Annotated in this window: 14 protein-coding genes; 3 read left to right on the top strand and 11 right to left on the bottom strand. The window is 54.9% G+C overall.

Annotated elements, in window-relative coordinates:
• Positions 1–39: 39 nt before the first annotated feature.
• The 10 genes from NI000_RS15630 to NI000_RS15585 all read right to left on the bottom strand — a co-directional run bounded on the left by NI000_RS15630 (position 40) and on the right by NI000_RS15585 (position 10,138).
• Complete coding sequence (locus tag NI000_RS15630; RefSeq protein WP_253412028.1) at positions 40–897, bottom strand: carbohydrate ABC transporter permease; 858 nt, start codon at positions 895–897, stop codon at positions 40–42.
• Positions 887–1,804, bottom strand: a complete 918-nt coding sequence (locus NI000_RS15625; protein ID WP_253412026.1) for a carbohydrate ABC transporter permease — start codon at positions 1,802–1,804, stop codon at positions 887–889. Before NI000_RS15625 ends, NI000_RS15630 begins: the two co-directional genes overlap by 11 nt.
• A gap of 36 nt (positions 1,805–1,840) precedes the next feature.
• Entirely contained in the window at positions 1,841–2,527 is a 687-nt protein-coding gene (locus NI000_RS15620; protein ID WP_253412024.1) for a hypothetical protein, read from the bottom strand.
• Between the two features lie 78 nt (positions 2,528–2,605).
• Positions 2,606–3,907 carry an ABC transporter substrate-binding protein gene (locus NI000_RS15615; protein WP_253412022.1) on the bottom strand — a complete coding sequence of 434 codons (1,302 nt, stop codon included), beginning with the start codon at positions 3,905–3,907 and terminating at the stop codon, positions 2,606–2,608.
• 141 nt (positions 3,908–4,048) lie between these two features.
• Positions 4,049–4,813, bottom strand: a complete 765-nt coding sequence (locus NI000_RS15610) for a response regulator transcription factor (protein WP_253412020.1) — start codon at positions 4,811–4,813, stop codon at positions 4,049–4,051.
• Positions 4,806–6,647 carry a cache domain-containing sensor histidine kinase gene (locus NI000_RS15605; RefSeq protein ID WP_253412018.1) on the bottom strand — a complete coding sequence of 614 codons (1,842 nt, stop codon included), beginning with the start codon at positions 6,645–6,647 and terminating at the stop codon, positions 4,806–4,808. The genes NI000_RS15610 and NI000_RS15605 overlap by 8 nt, the downstream gene beginning before the upstream one ends.
• 190 nt (positions 6,648–6,837) lie before the next feature.
• Positions 6,838–8,295 (bottom strand): catalase, encoded by a 1,458-nt coding sequence (locus tag NI000_RS15600; RefSeq protein WP_253412017.1) that lies wholly within the window; start codon positions 8,293–8,295, stop codon positions 6,838–6,840.
• Between the two features lie 133 nt (positions 8,296–8,428).
• Complete coding sequence (locus tag NI000_RS15595; RefSeq protein WP_253412015.1) at positions 8,429–9,265, bottom strand: response regulator transcription factor; 837 nt, start codon at positions 9,263–9,265, stop codon at positions 8,429–8,431.
• Positions 9,244–9,636, bottom strand: a complete 393-nt coding sequence (locus NI000_RS15590; RefSeq protein WP_088832162.1) for a Fur family transcriptional regulator — start codon at positions 9,634–9,636, stop codon at positions 9,244–9,246. The genes NI000_RS15595 and NI000_RS15590 overlap by 22 nt, the downstream gene beginning before the upstream one ends.
• 55 nt (positions 9,637–9,691) lie before the next feature.
• Positions 9,692–10,138, bottom strand: coding sequence for a hypothetical protein (locus tag NI000_RS15585; protein ID WP_253412013.1), 447 nt, complete (start codon positions 10,136–10,138; stop codon positions 9,692–9,694).
• 264 nt (positions 10,139–10,402) lie between these two features.
• Here NI000_RS15585 and NI000_RS15580 point away from each other — a divergent pair, with 264 nt between their 5' ends.
• From NI000_RS15580 to NI000_RS15570, 3 genes are all read left to right on the top strand, one after another.
• Complete coding sequence (locus NI000_RS15580; protein WP_253412011.1) at positions 10,403–11,095, top strand: response regulator transcription factor; 693 nt, start codon at positions 10,403–10,405, stop codon at positions 11,093–11,095.
• Positions 11,073–13,331, top strand: a complete 2,259-nt coding sequence (locus NI000_RS15575; protein WP_253412009.1) for a sensor histidine kinase — start codon at positions 11,073–11,075, stop codon at positions 13,329–13,331. The genes NI000_RS15580 and NI000_RS15575 overlap by 23 nt, the downstream gene beginning before the upstream one ends.
• A 195-nt stretch (positions 13,332–13,526) precedes the next feature.
• Positions 13,527–14,192 (top strand): NAD(P)H-dependent oxidoreductase, encoded by a 666-nt coding sequence (locus NI000_RS15570; protein ID WP_253412007.1) that lies wholly within the window; start codon positions 13,527–13,529, stop codon positions 14,190–14,192.
• An 88-nt stretch (positions 14,193–14,280) separates the two neighbouring features.
• On the opposite strand, the gene NI000_RS15565 is transcribed toward NI000_RS15570, so the two are convergent.
• Positions 14,281–15,087 (bottom strand): potassium channel family protein, encoded by an 807-nt coding sequence (locus NI000_RS15565; RefSeq protein WP_253412005.1) that lies wholly within the window; start codon positions 15,085–15,087, stop codon positions 14,281–14,283.
• Positions 15,088–15,198 lie beyond the last annotated feature (111 nt).

Below are 15,198 nucleotides of genomic sequence, written 5' to 3'. Positions count from 1 at the left end.
GCGTCCCTCTCCTTCATCTTTTCTGTACCGAACGCCGCTTTATTCTTTTAGTCCCGTCATCGCAACGCCTTCAATAAACTGCTTCTGCGCGAAAAAGAACACAATAAGCAGCGGCAGCGTCGCCATCACCGAAGCGCTCATCAGATGATGCCATGCGGTCCCGGCCTCGTCGGTAAACAAGGACAAGGCGAGCGGCAGCGTCATCAGCATCCGGTCGTTGATGAAAATAAGCGGATCGAAAAAATCGTTCCAGCATGTCAAAAAGGTAAAAATAACCAAAGTGGCAATCGCCGGCCTCGCGAGCGGCAGCATAATGTTGGCATAAATCCGTAGGCGCGAGCAGCCGTCGATCATCGCCGCTTCCTCTAGCTCCTTCGGAATGCCGAGGAAAAATTGCCGCATAATAAAGACGCCGAATACCCCGCCCGCCCCGAAGATCGGCAGCACGATCAGCGGCAAATGCGTGTTAAGGAACCCGATTTCCCGCATGAACAAAAACATCGGAATCGCGGTCACTTCGTTCGGAATCATCATCGTGCTGAGCAGCAGCAAAAACACGAGATTGCGTCCCCGGAACGGAATGCGGGCGAAGGAATAGCCGGCCAGCGAGGCAAAAAAGGCCGTACCGGCCGTCACGACGACGGCGATATAAGCGCTGTTCCAATAAAACAGATGAAACGGAATCGTTCGTAGCACTTCCGCATAATTCGCCCAGCGCACCGGCGAGGGAATGAACTCCGGCGGGAAGACGAAGATTTTGGCCGGTTCCTTCAGCGAAGTCGAGACCATCCAAAGGAACGGGACGATCATGACGGCGGATATGACGGTCAACAAGACGTAGTGGAGCATCAGGCCAAGACGCCCGCCGCTCTTTGCGGATAAGGAGTCAGCTCTCATGAATAACCCACCTTTTTCTCATCTGCCATTGGATTATCGTCAGAATCAAAATGATGACGAACAGCACATAAGCCAGCGCGGACGCGTAACCGAACTCGAACAGCTTGAACGCTTTTTCCCAAATGTAATAGACGAGCACCTTGGTGCTACCTGCCGGTCCGCCCTGCGTCATGACGTAAATTTGGCCAAATACTTTAAGCGACCCGATGATCGTCATCATGACCGTAAGAAAAATCGTCGGGGTAATCATCGGAACCGTTACTCGAAAGAACGTTGCCGGTTTGCTAGCGCCGTCGATTCTGGCCGCCTCATAGAGCTGGACGGGCACCTGCTGCAAGGCAGCGATAAACAGCACCATATTGAGCCCGACATTTTTGAGCACGCTGGTTACGATGACCGCAGGCATGGCCAGCTTCGTATTATAGAGCCACGCCGGACCTTGGATGCCGATCAGCTGCAGCAGCTGGTTGATAAAGCCCGAATCGGTGGCGAACATGTATTTCCACACGATGGACCATACAACAAGCGAAGTCATGACCGGAATGAAAATGACGGTCCGGTACATGCCCATTCCCGGCAGGCTCTTGGACAGCGGCACCGCCAGCAGCAGCGCCAATATGATGTTGAGCGGAACAAGACCGGCTGCAAAATAAACGGTATTGCCGAGTACCTTCCAAAATTCGATGTCCGTCAGAATCGTGCGGTAATTGTCCAAGCCCGTAAAGGTGGCCTCGCCGAGCAGCGGCCAATCCGTCAAACTCATATAAAATGCAGTAACGAGCGGAATGAGAAGCAAAGTGACGAAACCGAGCACCATCGGCGCCACGAACAGCCAACCGGTTAAGTTGGCTCCCCGGGCCAGCGGACTGGCGGAACGGGCGACTTGAAGCCTGGGCATTGCTGCCATGTCCATTCCCCCTCTTCTAGAAGTATGTGTCGTTCGTTACCGGTCGATCGCCTCGCGGAAGCCCGCAACAGCCCGGCGAACCTCGTCCGCTTGATTGCCGGTAACGACCGCGCCGATGAGCAATGCCTTCACGCCGCAATCCACAAGCGACGGGACGTCCTCCGGCACGATTTTTCGTTGGGACGGCACAATGACCGGAAGTCCCGAATGCTGCGCGAGCCAGCGGTATTTCAACAAGTCGGCGAAGCTGAGCGGAGACCCGTACTCTTCCCCTGGAATGACCGATGCTTCCAGCGCGTCGATCCGAAACGGTCCGGCCGCTTCGATCAGCCGCAGGTCGAACTCGCTGTTGATGGCGAACGTGCGCGCCAGCTTGGGAAAGCGCAGCAGGAAGGTCGGCATATGAAAGGCGTAAATGGAGAAAAAATCGAACCCGATGTCCGACAAGGCTTCAATTTCCTCCGGGCGAATATCCTGAAGCGAGCCTCCCGGGACGATGCCCAGCGGCCCGTCGAATATGCCGCGGATGCGCTCGAACGTTTCCCGGTAAGCGGCGAGCGGTCCGAAGCTGTTGCCGCTGGCCCGGTGGCTGACGTTCATATGCACCTTGATGCCGTCGGCTCCTTCTTCAATCGCCGCTTTGGCGAGCTCCTCATCGTTCGACGGCAGACTGACAAACAGCTGCAGCTTGTCGCGTTTCCATGCATTTTGCAGGCGATTCATCGTCATGGCTCCTCTCTTTGGTGTGCCGCATTCAGGAAGCAACGGTCCGTTGCCGAACCGTTGCACGTCAGTCACTTTTTATTTTTTCAGCAAAGGATTGACTTTCTCTTCGACCGACTTCAAGATTTTTTCCGGCTCGGCCACTTGGCCGAACAACTGATCGAAGCCGGCCAAAATTTCCGTGTCGATCTTCTGCCATTGGATATGGCCCGGCTGCACCTTCGCTTTCGGCATCTCGTCGATCACCGCTTGCTTGATGATGTCCGGGTCCGGATTGCCCGGCTGCTTCAGGAACGCATCGGAATCGAGCACCGATTTGCGCGGCGGCACGAAGAAGGTCGCGGTCGCCTGTATGCCTTCCTGGCTTGCGAAAAATTTGAGCAGCTCCTTGGCTTCCTTCGGATGCTTGGTTTCCTTGAACACCGCGTATCCGGCCTGTCCCATCATCGGCACGCTTCCCTTGGAGCCCGACGGCATCGGCGCGATACTCCATTTGAAGTCCTTGATTGTACGCGCTTTCGAGACATAGCTGTAGTTATCGAAGAACATGCCGATCTTGCCGGATTCAAAGCTGACCTGCTCGCCCGCTTTCGGATGCGATTGGTCGGTAAACATCATGGTTTGCAGCATTTTCAGCGCTTGTACCCCGTACTGGTCGCTCCAGGTGAATTTGCTCATGTCGTCGCTGAACGGCCCGCTGCCGTAAGACAAGGAATACGAGGCAAGCATGATCCATGTTTTCCAATCCCGGAAAAAGTTGGCGCCGTACGTCTTGTTGGCGCCGGAACCGCTTGAGAGCGTCTTTGCGGATTTGGCGAACTCCTCCCACGTCCATTTGCCCTGCTTCGCCAGCTCGTTCGGCGACGAAAGTCCGGCCTTATCGAACATGTCCTTGTTGTAGAACATGACGCTGGGGGGCGTAGAGAACGGCAATCCGTACAGCTTGCCGTCCTTTTGGAACAGCTGCAGGGTCGATGGGATGAAATCCCCGCTGTTGAAAGCCGAGTCCTTCGTAATGTCCGAGACGTCTTCGAGAATGCCGTTCTGCATAAACTGCGGCACCATGCGTTCCGCTACCCATGCCAAATCCGGCAGCTCCCGGCCGGCCGCGAGCACGGACATCTTTTGCTGGTATTCCGCGAACGGGATCGAATCGATTTTGACGGTAATGTTCGGATGGGTCTCTCTGAACTTGTCGACCAGCTTCTGATACACTTCCAGGTGGGCCTGGTTGCCCCAAGTGACGAATTTCAGCTCCACCGGCTTGTCGCCGCCCCCTCCGGCGGATGGGTTCGCCTTCTCTTCCGGCTTTCCGCCGCCGCATCCCGCGGAACCGGCCGCCAGTGCCATAACAAGCGTGCCCGTCAGCAACTTCTTCATGGTATCCCCCCGTTTTGTAATGGATCAATTGCTAGCTTCATTATATTGAAAGCGTTATCGGGAAAAAATCACGCGTCGTTTAGATTTGGTACGTTATTTTTGGAACTGATGTCCGGGAGCCGTCCGGCCTATACGAAAGTCTCAGCTGCCCGATTCGTCGCGAAAAGAGCCCGGCGTTCGCCCGACCTGCTGCTTGAACACCAGCATGAAGTGCTTGGGGCTTTGATACCCGGACAGCCGAGCCACGTCATAAATTTTAAGATCCGTATGCGTCAGCAGGTATTTCGCCCGGCTGATTCTCGCTTCCGTAATGAAGTCGGACAAGTTCATGCCTGTCTCCTGCTTGAACAACTGGCTCAAATAAGCCGGATTCAGATGAACGTAGTCGGCCAGCGTCTGGAGCCTCAGATCGCCTTCGGGATGGCCGTTGATATACTCTTTGACTTTGCGGATCAACCGGCGGCCGTCTCCGCCCGTCTGCGGCTCCGCTTGCGGACTTTCGCCCGCCGGCTCTTGGCTGACGCCGTCGCGCTTCAGCAGGAGCTGACGGATTTTGTCCAGCGCGGAGACGAACGCGGTCCGGTCGATTGGCTTCAGAAGATAGTCGAGCACGCCATGCCGCAGCGCCTTCTGCGCGTAAACGAAATCGCTGTAGCCGCTAATAATGAGCAGAGGCATGTCCTCGTACCGTTCCCTGATTTTTCCGATCAACTGCAAGCCGTCCATCTCGCGCATCCGAATGTCCGTAATGACCGCATCCGCGACGTTTCGGCTTAAATAGTCCAGCGCCTCCCGACCGTGTGAGGCCTCCTTCACCACGACAAAATCGCCAGACAGTTGACCGATCAACGTTCGGATTCCACTGCGTATCACTTCTTCATCTTCGACCAGAAGCACTTTAATCATCGTGTTCTCCCTCTTCCCTTATGGGGATCGTGATCGTAAACGCAGTTCCTTCTCCCGGGCTTCCGTCCACATGCAGCCCGTACCGCTCCCCGTACATCAACATGAGCCGTTGGTTGATATTATTCAGCGCGAGCCCATGCTCGCCTGCCGCTTCGGCGGCGGAGAGCGGCGGCGCGGCCAGCGACTGACGCAGCTGCCGCAGTTCGTCTTCCGACATCCCTTTGCCGTCGTCCCGTACGGTCAGCAGCAGCTCTTCTTCGAAGCGGACGACTTCGATCCAGATCGTGCCGCCCTCTTCGCGGTCGCCGATCCCGTGATAAATCGCGTTCTCCACCAGCGGTTGAAACAAGAGCTTCGGTACCTCGTGGCCGAACAGGCCTTCCTCCACGTCGAACATGACCTTCAGCCGCTCCCCGTAGCGCAGCTGCTGGATTTTCACATACGAAGCCGCCGATTCCAGCTCTTCGCGCAGCCGCACGAGTCGCTCGTTCCGGCCGACGGTATACCGCAAAAGCCGCCCGAGCGCGGATACCATGTCCGATACATCGTCGTTCTGCCGCTTCAGCGCCAGCATGTTGATCGATTCCAGCGTATTGTAAATAAAATGCGGATTGATCTGGCTTTGCAGCACAGCCAGCTCGGCTTCTTTCTCCCGAAGTCCGATCACGAACACCTCGTGAACGAGCCGGTCGATCTCTTCGACCATCCGGTTGAAGCCGCGGCTGAGCTGGCCGATCTCGTCCTTCGACTCGACCCTGACGCTCTGCTTGAAGCTGCCCTGCTCGACCCGGAGCATTTTATTCTTCAAGGCGGCTAGCGGCCGGCTCAGACGGTAGGAGAAAAAGGTGGCTAGCGCCCCGGCGGACACCAGGCAGAACAGCCCGATACCGAACGTAAAATTACGCAGGTCTTTCGTCTCTTTCAGCAGCGATTCGACGGGAATGTAGCTGATGACCTTCAAATCGGAATAGTCGGAATAATCAACGATAGCGAGGTAGGTTTTGCCCCGAATGTCCATATGACGGACATCGGAAGCTTGGGGCAGAGCGGTCGTATGGCGAAGCTCGTCCATCATTTCGGGAGTCAGGCCGCCGCTACCCTGCTGGAAGAACAGCTCGCTGCGGCTGTTTACGACGAGCAGACCGCCCTTTTCCTCGAATTTAACATTCGAGACGATTTGCCGGAAAACGTCTTCTTTCAGATCGATTTTAACCACGCCGAGCCCCTCGTTCGTATTCGGCTCCCGGATCAAGCGGGCCACCGAGACATAATCTTGTCCGCTGTCATCAAAATAATAGCTGGGCCGGTGCTTCGGAATAGCGACCCATGCGCCGTCCGCCTGCTTTACCCGTTCGTACCACGCTTCCCGCTTCACATCGGTAAACGACCGGATCGCGCTTGCATCAACGTTCGAGAACGTGTAACCGCTTCCCGCGAACAACTGAATCCCCCGAATGTCGGGACGGTTGTACGTCATCCCTGCGATGTACAGCAGCATTTTCTCCAGCTCCTCCACCGTAGGGCGTTGATTGGTGGCAAGGGCCGGGTCCCTATATTTGCGCAGGATGCCAAGTACCCCGGGGTCATAGGTGGGCATGAGCGACAGCCGCTGCATCTCCATAAAGGTCCGGTCCAGATTGCGGTTGATTTGTCCGACTAATTGCGCGGAGTAATCCGCCGTACGGCGTTCGACGGATGTGGAAAAATCGTAGTACGTTATGCCCCCCTGTAAGCTGAGAGGGATCGCAATGAGCAGCATAAAAATAAGCAGCGTTTTGGAGCGCAAGCTCCAATGGGAAAACGGGGGGATCGGTAAGGTCCGTAGTGATTTCATCTGCAACCGCCTCTCGTCGGCCTGAAATGCGCCCTTAAGTCACCCTATTGTAGCATAGATCCCGCACCTGTCGGATGTGCCGATTTCGTATTTTTGGGGGGATCTGATTCGCGGCTCTGCAGATTGAAGCGAGCTCATCGCGCGGGTATACGAAAAAAACCGCCCTCGGTTGAGAGCGGTCTTCCGGTTTTTAGTTCGAGCGCGGAAGGAAGCTTTGGATATCGATGCCGAGCCCTTGCGCGAGCCGCATCCCGTACTCGGCATCCGCCCGGAAAAAGTTGCAGATCGCACGCAGCTGGATGTCCTGGCCCGTCTGCTTCAGATCGTTCACCAGATTGCGGATCAGGTTGTCCTGCTCCTGCTTCGTGTAGCTGCGGTACCGCTCGCCGGCCTGCGTGAAATCGTCGGTTTTCTCGATTTTTTGCCGGAACGCGGGTCCTGTCAGCGGCGCTTCGCTTTCCGCATAGGCCGGGTCTTCCTGCGGACTGCCGGAAGCGCTGTTCGGCTCGTAGTTGATCGTCGAAGTATCCTGCTTCACGTTCATCGCTCCGTCCCGCTGATGGTTGCGGACCGGCGCATACGGGCAGTTGACTGGAATCTGCAGATAGTTCGCGCCCAGCCGGTACCGCTGCGTATCGGGGTAGGAGAATAGACGGCCCTGCAGCAGCTTATCCTCGGAAGGCTCGATCCCCGGCACCAGGGCGCTCGGCGAGAAGGCGGACTGCTCGACCTCGGCGAAGAAATTGTCCGGGTTCCGGTTCAGCGTCATGGTGCCGATCCGGTGCAGCGGGTACGCATCCTCAGGCCATACTTTCGTCGCGTCGAGCGGGTCGAAGCCCCACCGGTCCAAGTCCTCCGGCGGCATCAGCTGCACGTGCAGCGCCCACTGCGGGAAGTTTCCGTCCCGGACCCGGTCGAACAAATCTCTCGTCGCATGGTTGAAGTCCCTGCCCTGCACCTCCCGAGCCTCATCGGCCGACAAATTCACGACGCCTTGCAGCGACTTCCAATGATATTTGACGTACGTTACTTTGCCTTCCGCATTTACCCATTTGAACGCGTGCACGCTGAAGCCGTCCATTTGCCGGTAATTGGCGGGAGTGCCGTTATCCGAAAATACCCAAGTCAGCATATGCGTCGATTCCGACGACAGCGTCATGAAGTCCCAGTACCTTGCAGGGTCTTGAATATTGGTGTCCGGTGCGGGCTTGAGCGAATGCACCATATCCGGGAATTTCAGCGCGTCGCGGATAAAGAATACCGGCAGGTGGTTGCCGACGATGTCATAATTGCCTTCTTGCGTGTACAGCTTCACGGCGAATCCGCGCGGATCGCGAGCCGTTTCCGGCGAGCCGGTGCCGTGGATTACGGTCGAGAAGCGAACGAATACAGGCGTCTCCTGCCCGGCCTCTTGCAGAAAATGCGCCTTCGTGTAAGGCTTCATGCTCCGCTCGACGCGGAATACCCCGTGCGCTCCTGCGCCGCGCGCATGCACGACCCGCTCCGGGATGCGCTCCCGGTCAAAATGGGCCAGCTTCTCCAGCAGATGGTAATCCTCCAGCAATGCCGGTCCGCGGCGGCCGGCCGTACGCGAATTCTGGTTATCCCCCACGGGAGCGCCTTGATTGGTCGTCAAACGATGGTTCATATCTTGATCTCACCTTTCATTTATATTTAGACTTGATCTAAGTTATGACCTCATTGTACCATCGCTGCATGACCGAATCATGAGCATTCCGTGAGTTTTTCATGAAGATCGGATGAAGCGGGCGGCCGACTATTCAGTCGGCCAGCCTGTATCCGACCCCGCGCACCGTTGCGATGTACTGCGGTGCGGCGGGATTGTCGCCCAGCTTTTTGCGCAAGCTTTTCACATGAACGTCGACGACGTTGCTGCCGCCGACAAACGAGCTGCCCCAGATGCGGTTCATGATCTCGTCGCGCGACATCACGGCCCCTTGCGCTTCAAGCAGCATCAGTAAAATCTCATATTCCGTCTTCGTGCATTCGATACGGCTGCCGCCGCGCAGAACGGTCATCTTCTTGGTGTCGATCTGCAAATCCTTGAAGGTGCCGACGCTGTTCCCTTCTTCCGCATCGGCCAGACCGCTGAGCTTGAGCTCGATCCGGTACATCGCCTCCTGCAGACCCGTCGGCCACGGCTGCAGCTCCCCGAGTCCGATGAAGCTGTTATCCGCCATCTCCCGCTCGCCGACCAGCAGCACCGAACGGGCCTGCTTCTTCGGATCGGAAGCGAGTGCCTCCCGAATGCCGGCCACGCCTTCCCAGTCGGCCGTTGTCACGTCGAACACGAACAGATCGACGGCCAACGCATTCATGACCTGGGCCTCGAACCGGTGAAACACGAGAACGTCGTAGCACTCGCCCGCCAGTCCGTTAATCAGCGGATGCAGCGAGCCGGGGAACGGACTGATGACGACCACGCGCTTCGTTTCGGCGCACAGGAAAGGCCTCGTGCTGGCCGTTTCTCCTGCGCTTGAAGCCGTAGGAGCCGCTTGGCTGTCGTCAAGCCGCTCCGCATCGGCCATTCCGGTGCCCTCGGTTTGTGAATAACCCATCCGCATGAGCGGCTGCATTACGCGTTCGGATGTTTGCATGAATAGCATACCCCCTCGAAGACGACTTGACTGTGGTGCACGTCGTAGTTCGTTTTCGCCGCAACCTCCCGAATCCATTCGGCGGGCGGCGCGGACAGCACTTCATCGACCCGTCCGCACTTCTTACACACGATATGGTAATGGTCTTCCGTTCTTCCATCGTAACGGCTGGCGGTTTCCCCCAGCTTGAGTTCCCGAATCAACCCCGCATCCGTCAAGTATCGAAGCGAGTTGTACACCGTGCCATAAGCAAATTGGTGACCGTTCATACGCAGCCGTTCCATAATCTCGGCGGCCGTCGGATGATCCTCGCAGCTTTGGACAAGATCCAGAATCGCTTTGCGCTGCGTGGTTAAATTCAATCTGCTCATCAGGCTCACCCCTTATTAGTATTTAGACTTAGTATAAATTTAATTAGGGTGAAGGTCAAGAGCTGGGGAGGCCTCGTTGCTTCAGCAGGTCATACCAATCGTCTCTGCCTCCGATTTCGACGTATTTTTCACCGAAAACATAGCTTTCCAAAAACTCCTGAAAATCTCCATAATGCCGGATTTTCATTTCCGTTCCCGGATCGCCGGTCAAACAACTGATTCGTCCGTTCTGTTTATTTATATATAACGGATAAGGCTCGATCTTCCCGATGCATACCCATTCTTCGAATCCGCCGGGCATATCCGCTGCGGGAAATTGATAGTCCGGCAGCTCCTTCCGGCCAAAAAGTACAACGCTTCCGCACCTCAAAGACGAATACTCGTTCAAGAACTCGTGATAGGTTTGCAGAGCGTCTTTCTTCACATCCGGATCGGGATCGGACTCTTCCTGAATATCCCCAATCACCAAATAAAAAGGGTCTTCTTCCAGAACATGCTTCATCAATTTTATTTTTTCCCTTGTTATGGGTTGCATGGGTTTGACTCCTGCTTCTTTAAATTTAGGTTCCCGTTTCGTCCTTCTATCATTTTAGCTTAACTTTCCATATTTCTCCATACACCAATCAACTTGATTTAACCCTTTCCCCTGCTTCGTAAGAAATTTGTAAGAAAACGGGTAGCTTTTTTGACAAAAGTCTCCTTTAATATAGACATATGCGCTTGCAAGCAGCCGTAAATTCGAATGCAGCATTCAAGGAGTACGATGATGCAGAAGTACAATGTGCTGGTGGCCGACGATGAACCGGAGATTCGGGACGCCATCGAAATCTATTTGAAGAACGAGAATATGAACGTGTTCAAAGCGAGCCACGGCTTGGAGGCTTTGGACATTCTGGAGAAGGAAGATATCCATCTGATCATTCTGGACGTCATGATGCCCGGCTTGGACGGCATTCAAACCACGTTCAAAATCCGCGAAAGCCGCAATATTCCGATTCTCATGCTGTCCGCCAAATCCGAGGATACGGACAAAATCTTGGGGCTGACCGTCGGCGCGGACGATTATTTGTGCAAGCCCTTCAATCCGCTGGAGCTGACCGCCCGGGTGAAGTCCCAGCTTCGACGCTACACGCTTCTGGGCCATTACAAGGCAAACGAGGACGAGATCGAAGTCCGGGGCCTCGTGCTGAACAAACGCAGCAAAACCGTCTTTGTGGATCAGGAGGAAGTCCGGCTGACGGCGACCGAATATAGAATCCTTGAGCTCTTGATCGAGCATCGGGGCCGTGTGTTTTCGATAGAGGAGATTTATGAAAAGGTATGGAAAGAGCCGTATTTCAACGGCGAGAATACGGTAGCGGTGCACGTGCGGCGAATCCGCGAGAAAATCGAGATCAACCCGCGGGAGCCCAAATATTTGAAGGTGGTGTGGGGCATTGGCTACAAAATCGAGAAGTAAGCTCGTCCCTTGGCTGGCTTGGGGCTTGCTCTCTTACCTTATTGTGCTTGGTGTCATGACAGCCTCGGACGTGGTAAAAAATCAGGAATATCTTCAAAAGGATTATTACTTTCGCTCTCCGGCCTTCTACGAGCAGCTTCAGCAGCATTTCAATCTTTTCCGGAACGTTCATGTGGTCTATAACCATTACGAGGAGAAGACCGATGCCGAGAAGATCGGGCAGGCCCGAATGGAGCAGTGGACAAGGCATTACGAAACGATGAAAAATATCGAAGTAGAGCAAAGACGGGCAGAGGTGCAGGAGCAAATCCAAAACCTGCAGGCGTTGTTGGACCGCTACTCTGAATATGCTCCAGACTCTGACATCGAGGCTAAAATTGCGAGTATAAAAAAAGAAATTGCCTTAATGCAAGACACAGAGGCTAAAATTTCACCGAACGCAGAGCGGGAAAAGAACGAACGGATCGAGAAGGAAATCAAGAACTATCTTGATTTTCATAACAAACAATACGCTGCCGTCAAACACAGCTTATCGGCCCGCAGCGGCTCCTTTGAATATTATGTCAATGACCTCGAAACCGGCGAGAAGTATTCCAATAAGAGCGGGTATCCGGGTCACACGGACATGCAGGAAGCGTTTTATGCCATCCGCTTACCGCAAACGACGTTGGAAGGCGGCGCTTTGCAATCGATCAACCGTTCTTTCCAACAGTATCGGCTGGAAGGCATTTTTCTTTTTCCGAAGGAGCCCCGCGGCTTCAGTCAAATGATAGCCGACCACGCTTACTTCAATACGCTGCGGCAGCGGTTAATTTATGAGCTGTACCTGCTGGGGGCCGTCGTGGTGGCCACTGCCGCGTTGATCTTTTACTTGCGCCGAAATCGTTATGGGATCGAAGTTGTGCAGCAGAACTATACAGCCGTCATTCACTTGATTCCGCTGGAGCTCCGTTGGCTGCTCCTCTATGTTCTCACGATGTTTGCGTTTAGCTATGGAAGCTCCGCCGCCTTATTCCGGCTGCCTGTCGGTCCGGGCCATTTCGCACAATGCACGCTGCTGGCGCTGCTGATCGGCTGTTTGGGACTCTTGCTTGCCGATACTGTGCTACTGCTCCGAAATCCGCAGGCGCTCCGGGAGCAGTGGGAGGCAGGGCTATACCGCAAGCTGCAAGACTATGTCCAGGCTAAACTGGTAGATCGACATATTCTGACGAAGGCCGTCTTGATCTTCGTTATGACTGTGTTGTTCGGCGTCTTCCTGTTCAATGTTATGAATTATATCAGATTCACTAGCTTCCGTTACTTTTACAACATATTTTCCTTCTCGGTAGGATATGTTCTCTTTTATACGTTCGTCGTCATTCCTTACCTGTTCCGCCGAATCCTGACTTTCTCCCGCATCCTAACCGGCGCGGAAGCGATTGCCTCCGGCCGGTTCGACCATACGATTGAGGAGAAGGGCCGTGGCAATCTGGCCCGGCTGGCGCACCTGCTGAACAACATCAAGCAAAGCATTAAGACATCCGTCGAACGCGAGACGAAGAGCGAGCGTCTGAAGTCCGAGCTGATTACGAACGTATCCCACGATCTGAAGACGCCGCTCACCTCGATCATGAATTACGTCGATTTGCTCAAGCATAAGGACCTGCCTCCGGAGACGGTCGCGAGCTATGTCGAGGTGCTGGACCGGAAAACGCAGCGGCTGAAGGTGCTGATCGACGATTTGTTCGAAGCGTCCAAGATGGCGAGCGGGTCCGTCGAATTGGCGGTGGAGCACGTCAACGTCGCCGACCTGCTGCAGCAGGCGCTGGCCGAATTCAGCGACAAGATCGAAGCTTCCACGCTCACCTTCCGCGTCCGGGTGGATAACCCGAAGGTAACCGCTCCGCTGGACGGGCGCAAGACATGGCGCGTCTTTGAGAACTTGATCAGCAATGCGCTCAAATACGCGATGCCGCATACCCGAGTTCACCTCGCGTTAACCGAGGAAGCGGACAAAGTCGTCTTCACGATCAACAACGTTGCCGCCTATGAGCTTAACTTCGAGGTGGACGAAATTTTCGAACGGTTCAAACGGGGCGATACGTCGCGGAATACCGAAGGCTCGGGCCTCGGGCTCGCCATTGCCAAGAGCATCGTCGAGCTGCAAGGCGGACAGCTTCGCATCGACATCGACGGGGACTATTTCAAGGTGCGCGTCGAGTTCGCCCGGGAAGCCAAGGCCGCCGCGTCTTAACCCTTTATGTTGTCGCCCACCCCGTGCGGGAGGGTGTGGAAAGAAGAGGTCCGGGAGACTACTCCCGCGGCCTCTTTGTCATTACAGTATACAAATGGGAACTATATAACAAAAATGTGCGTACTTACGCATTCGGATACGAAAGGTTATAATGCTGAACAGGAACTAATATTATCCGAAAGCGAGGCATTACTTATGGAAGCAAGAAAACAGCAAATTATAGAGGCGTTTCAGTTCAGACATGCGTGCAAGGAATTCGACAGCAGCAAAAAGATCAGCGACGCCGATTTCCAGTTCATTCTGGAAACCGGGCGGTTGTCGCCAAGCTCCTTCGGCTTCGAGCCGTGGAAATTTGTCGTCGTGCAGAATCCGGCGATCCGCGAAAAGCTGCTGCCGGTCACTTGGGGAGCGTCCAAGCAGCTGCCGACCTCCAGCCATTTTGTCATTATCCTGTCCCGGACGAAAGCCGATATGGTCGCCGATTCGGACTATATTCAAAACATGCTGACGAACGTCAAGCAATTCCCGGAAGAGATCCGCGCCAACTATACCAAGATCTATGGCAAGTTCCAGGAAACGGACTTCCAACTGCTCGATAACGAGCGCGTGATGTTCGAATGGGCAGCCCGGCAGACCTATATTGCTCTGGGTAACATGATGACGTCAGCCGCTCAAATCGGCATCGATTCGTGCCCGATCGAAGGGTTCGACAAAGCCAAAGCAGAGCAGGTGCTTCGGGAAGAAGGAATTCTTCAAGGCAACTTCGGTATTTCCTGCATGGTCGCATTCGGCTACCGCGTGAGCGAACCCCGCCCCAAAACGAGACAATCGCTTGATCAAATCGTGCAGTGGGTAAACTGATTCCGAGCGCCTAGCGTCTTCTCGCGAGCAATCGATTTGCCCCGCAGACAACCCCTTCGATCCGTAATGGAAGAAGGGGTTGTTTGTTTTACCGGTCCGCCGCCTTTCGCTTGGGCCCCGAATACATTTGCTCGGCGAACGACTGGTCGGATATTTTGAAATGCGTGTCGGAAGCGATTTTCGTGAAATTGGCGAGATTTTCTTCGAGCACCACTTCCAGCGTAGTCCGCACGTTCCCCGCTATTCGTTCGACGCTTGTCAGAATGAACGCCGTGCGGGCATCGGCATTGTACGGGTTCTCCACCTTCAGCGATTCGTCGGCAAAAATGAGGATCTCCCTAGCTTCCGCCAACCGGGCGCGGTGCAAGGTTTTGTCCTTGGAAGGAATCCCCCGGATAAACAAGAAGTTATGTTCGTCCAGCGGCGCTGTGGCGAGCCGATCATCGATCAGCACGACGTCTGTAGACGGCTCGTTTTTGAGAATATTTTTGATCGTGATCCGGGCGCGGCCGCTCCAGCCGATGACGACGACATGGCCGCCGCCGTGCTTCGTATAATCCAAGTCTCCGTTCTTCCTTCTCTCTTGCCGTTCGACCAGCATTTCATAGAGCCTCCCGATAAATAAGGTAAACAAACCGACCCCGCCGACAATGAGCAGAATGCCCCACAATCGGCCAAGATCGGTTTTCGGAAACGTGTCCCCATAGCCGACCGTCGCGAGCGTAACGACCGTCCACCACAGTCCGTCGTAAAACCGGGGAAACTGCTCCGGCTCCAGAATCGGCATAAGAACCGAGCTTGTGAGCACCAGCAGCCCCGTGGCGATCGACAAGGTTCTCATACGGATTAGGAACACGGAGAAAAACATCTTGCGGAATTGGAACCAAAACCTCACTCGATCTCTCTCCTTCGCCATGTCGAATAACAGGATTCTACAAAGCGGATTTCGACAGCACGCCGTAATGAAGGGGGATTCCGCTCCTGAGCTGCCGAATCACGTACGAAC

The organism is Paenibacillus tyrphae (assembly GCF_024158745.1).
Lineage (GTDB): Bacteria > Bacillota > Bacilli > Paenibacillales > NBRC-103111 > Paenibacillus_G > Paenibacillus_G tyrfis_A.
Note: the sequence above shows the minus strand (reverse complement) of the source record. Positions and strands in the feature narration are given on the sequence as shown.

Coding starts and splice junctions, on each gene's coding strand:
- NI000_RS15600 (WP_253412017.1), bottom strand. CDS start 8,295: ATGAACCATCGTTTGACGACCAATCAAGGCGCTCCCGTGGGGGATAAC.
- NI000_RS15590 (WP_088832162.1), bottom strand. CDS start 9,636: ATGAGCAGATTGAATTTAACCACGCAGCGCAAAGCGATTCTGGATCTT.
- NI000_RS15595 (WP_253412015.1), bottom strand. CDS start 9,265: ATGCAAACATCCGAACGCGTAATGCAGCCGCTCATGCGGATGGGTTAT.
- NI000_RS15625 (WP_253412026.1), bottom strand. CDS start 1,804: ATGGCAGCAATGCCCAGGCTTCAAGTCGCCCGTTCCGCCAGTCCGCTG.
- NI000_RS15610 (WP_253412020.1), bottom strand. CDS start 4,813: ATGATTAAAGTGCTTCTGGTCGAAGATGAAGAAGTGATACGCAGTGGA.
- NI000_RS15585 (WP_253412013.1), bottom strand. CDS start 10,138: ATGAAGCATGTTCTGGAAGAAGACCCTTTTTATTTGGTGATTGGGGAT.
- NI000_RS15570 (WP_253412007.1), top strand. CDS start 13,527: ATGGAAGCAAGAAAACAGCAAATTATAGAGGCGTTTCAGTTCAGACAT.
- NI000_RS15580 (WP_253412011.1), top strand. CDS start 10,403: ATGCAGAAGTACAATGTGCTGGTGGCCGACGATGAACCGGAGATTCGG.
- NI000_RS15630 (WP_253412028.1), bottom strand. CDS start 897: ATGAGAGCTGACTCCTTATCCGCAAAGAGCGGCGGGCGTCTTGGCCTG.
- NI000_RS15605 (WP_253412018.1), bottom strand. CDS start 6,647: ATGAAATCACTACGGACCTTACCGATCCCCCCGTTTTCCCATTGGAGC.
- NI000_RS15615 (WP_253412022.1), bottom strand. CDS start 3,907: ATGAAGAAGTTGCTGACGGGCACGCTTGTTATGGCACTGGCGGCCGGT.
- NI000_RS15620 (WP_253412024.1), bottom strand. CDS start 2,527: ATGAATCGCCTGCAAAATGCATGGAAACGCGACAAGCTGCAGCTGTTT.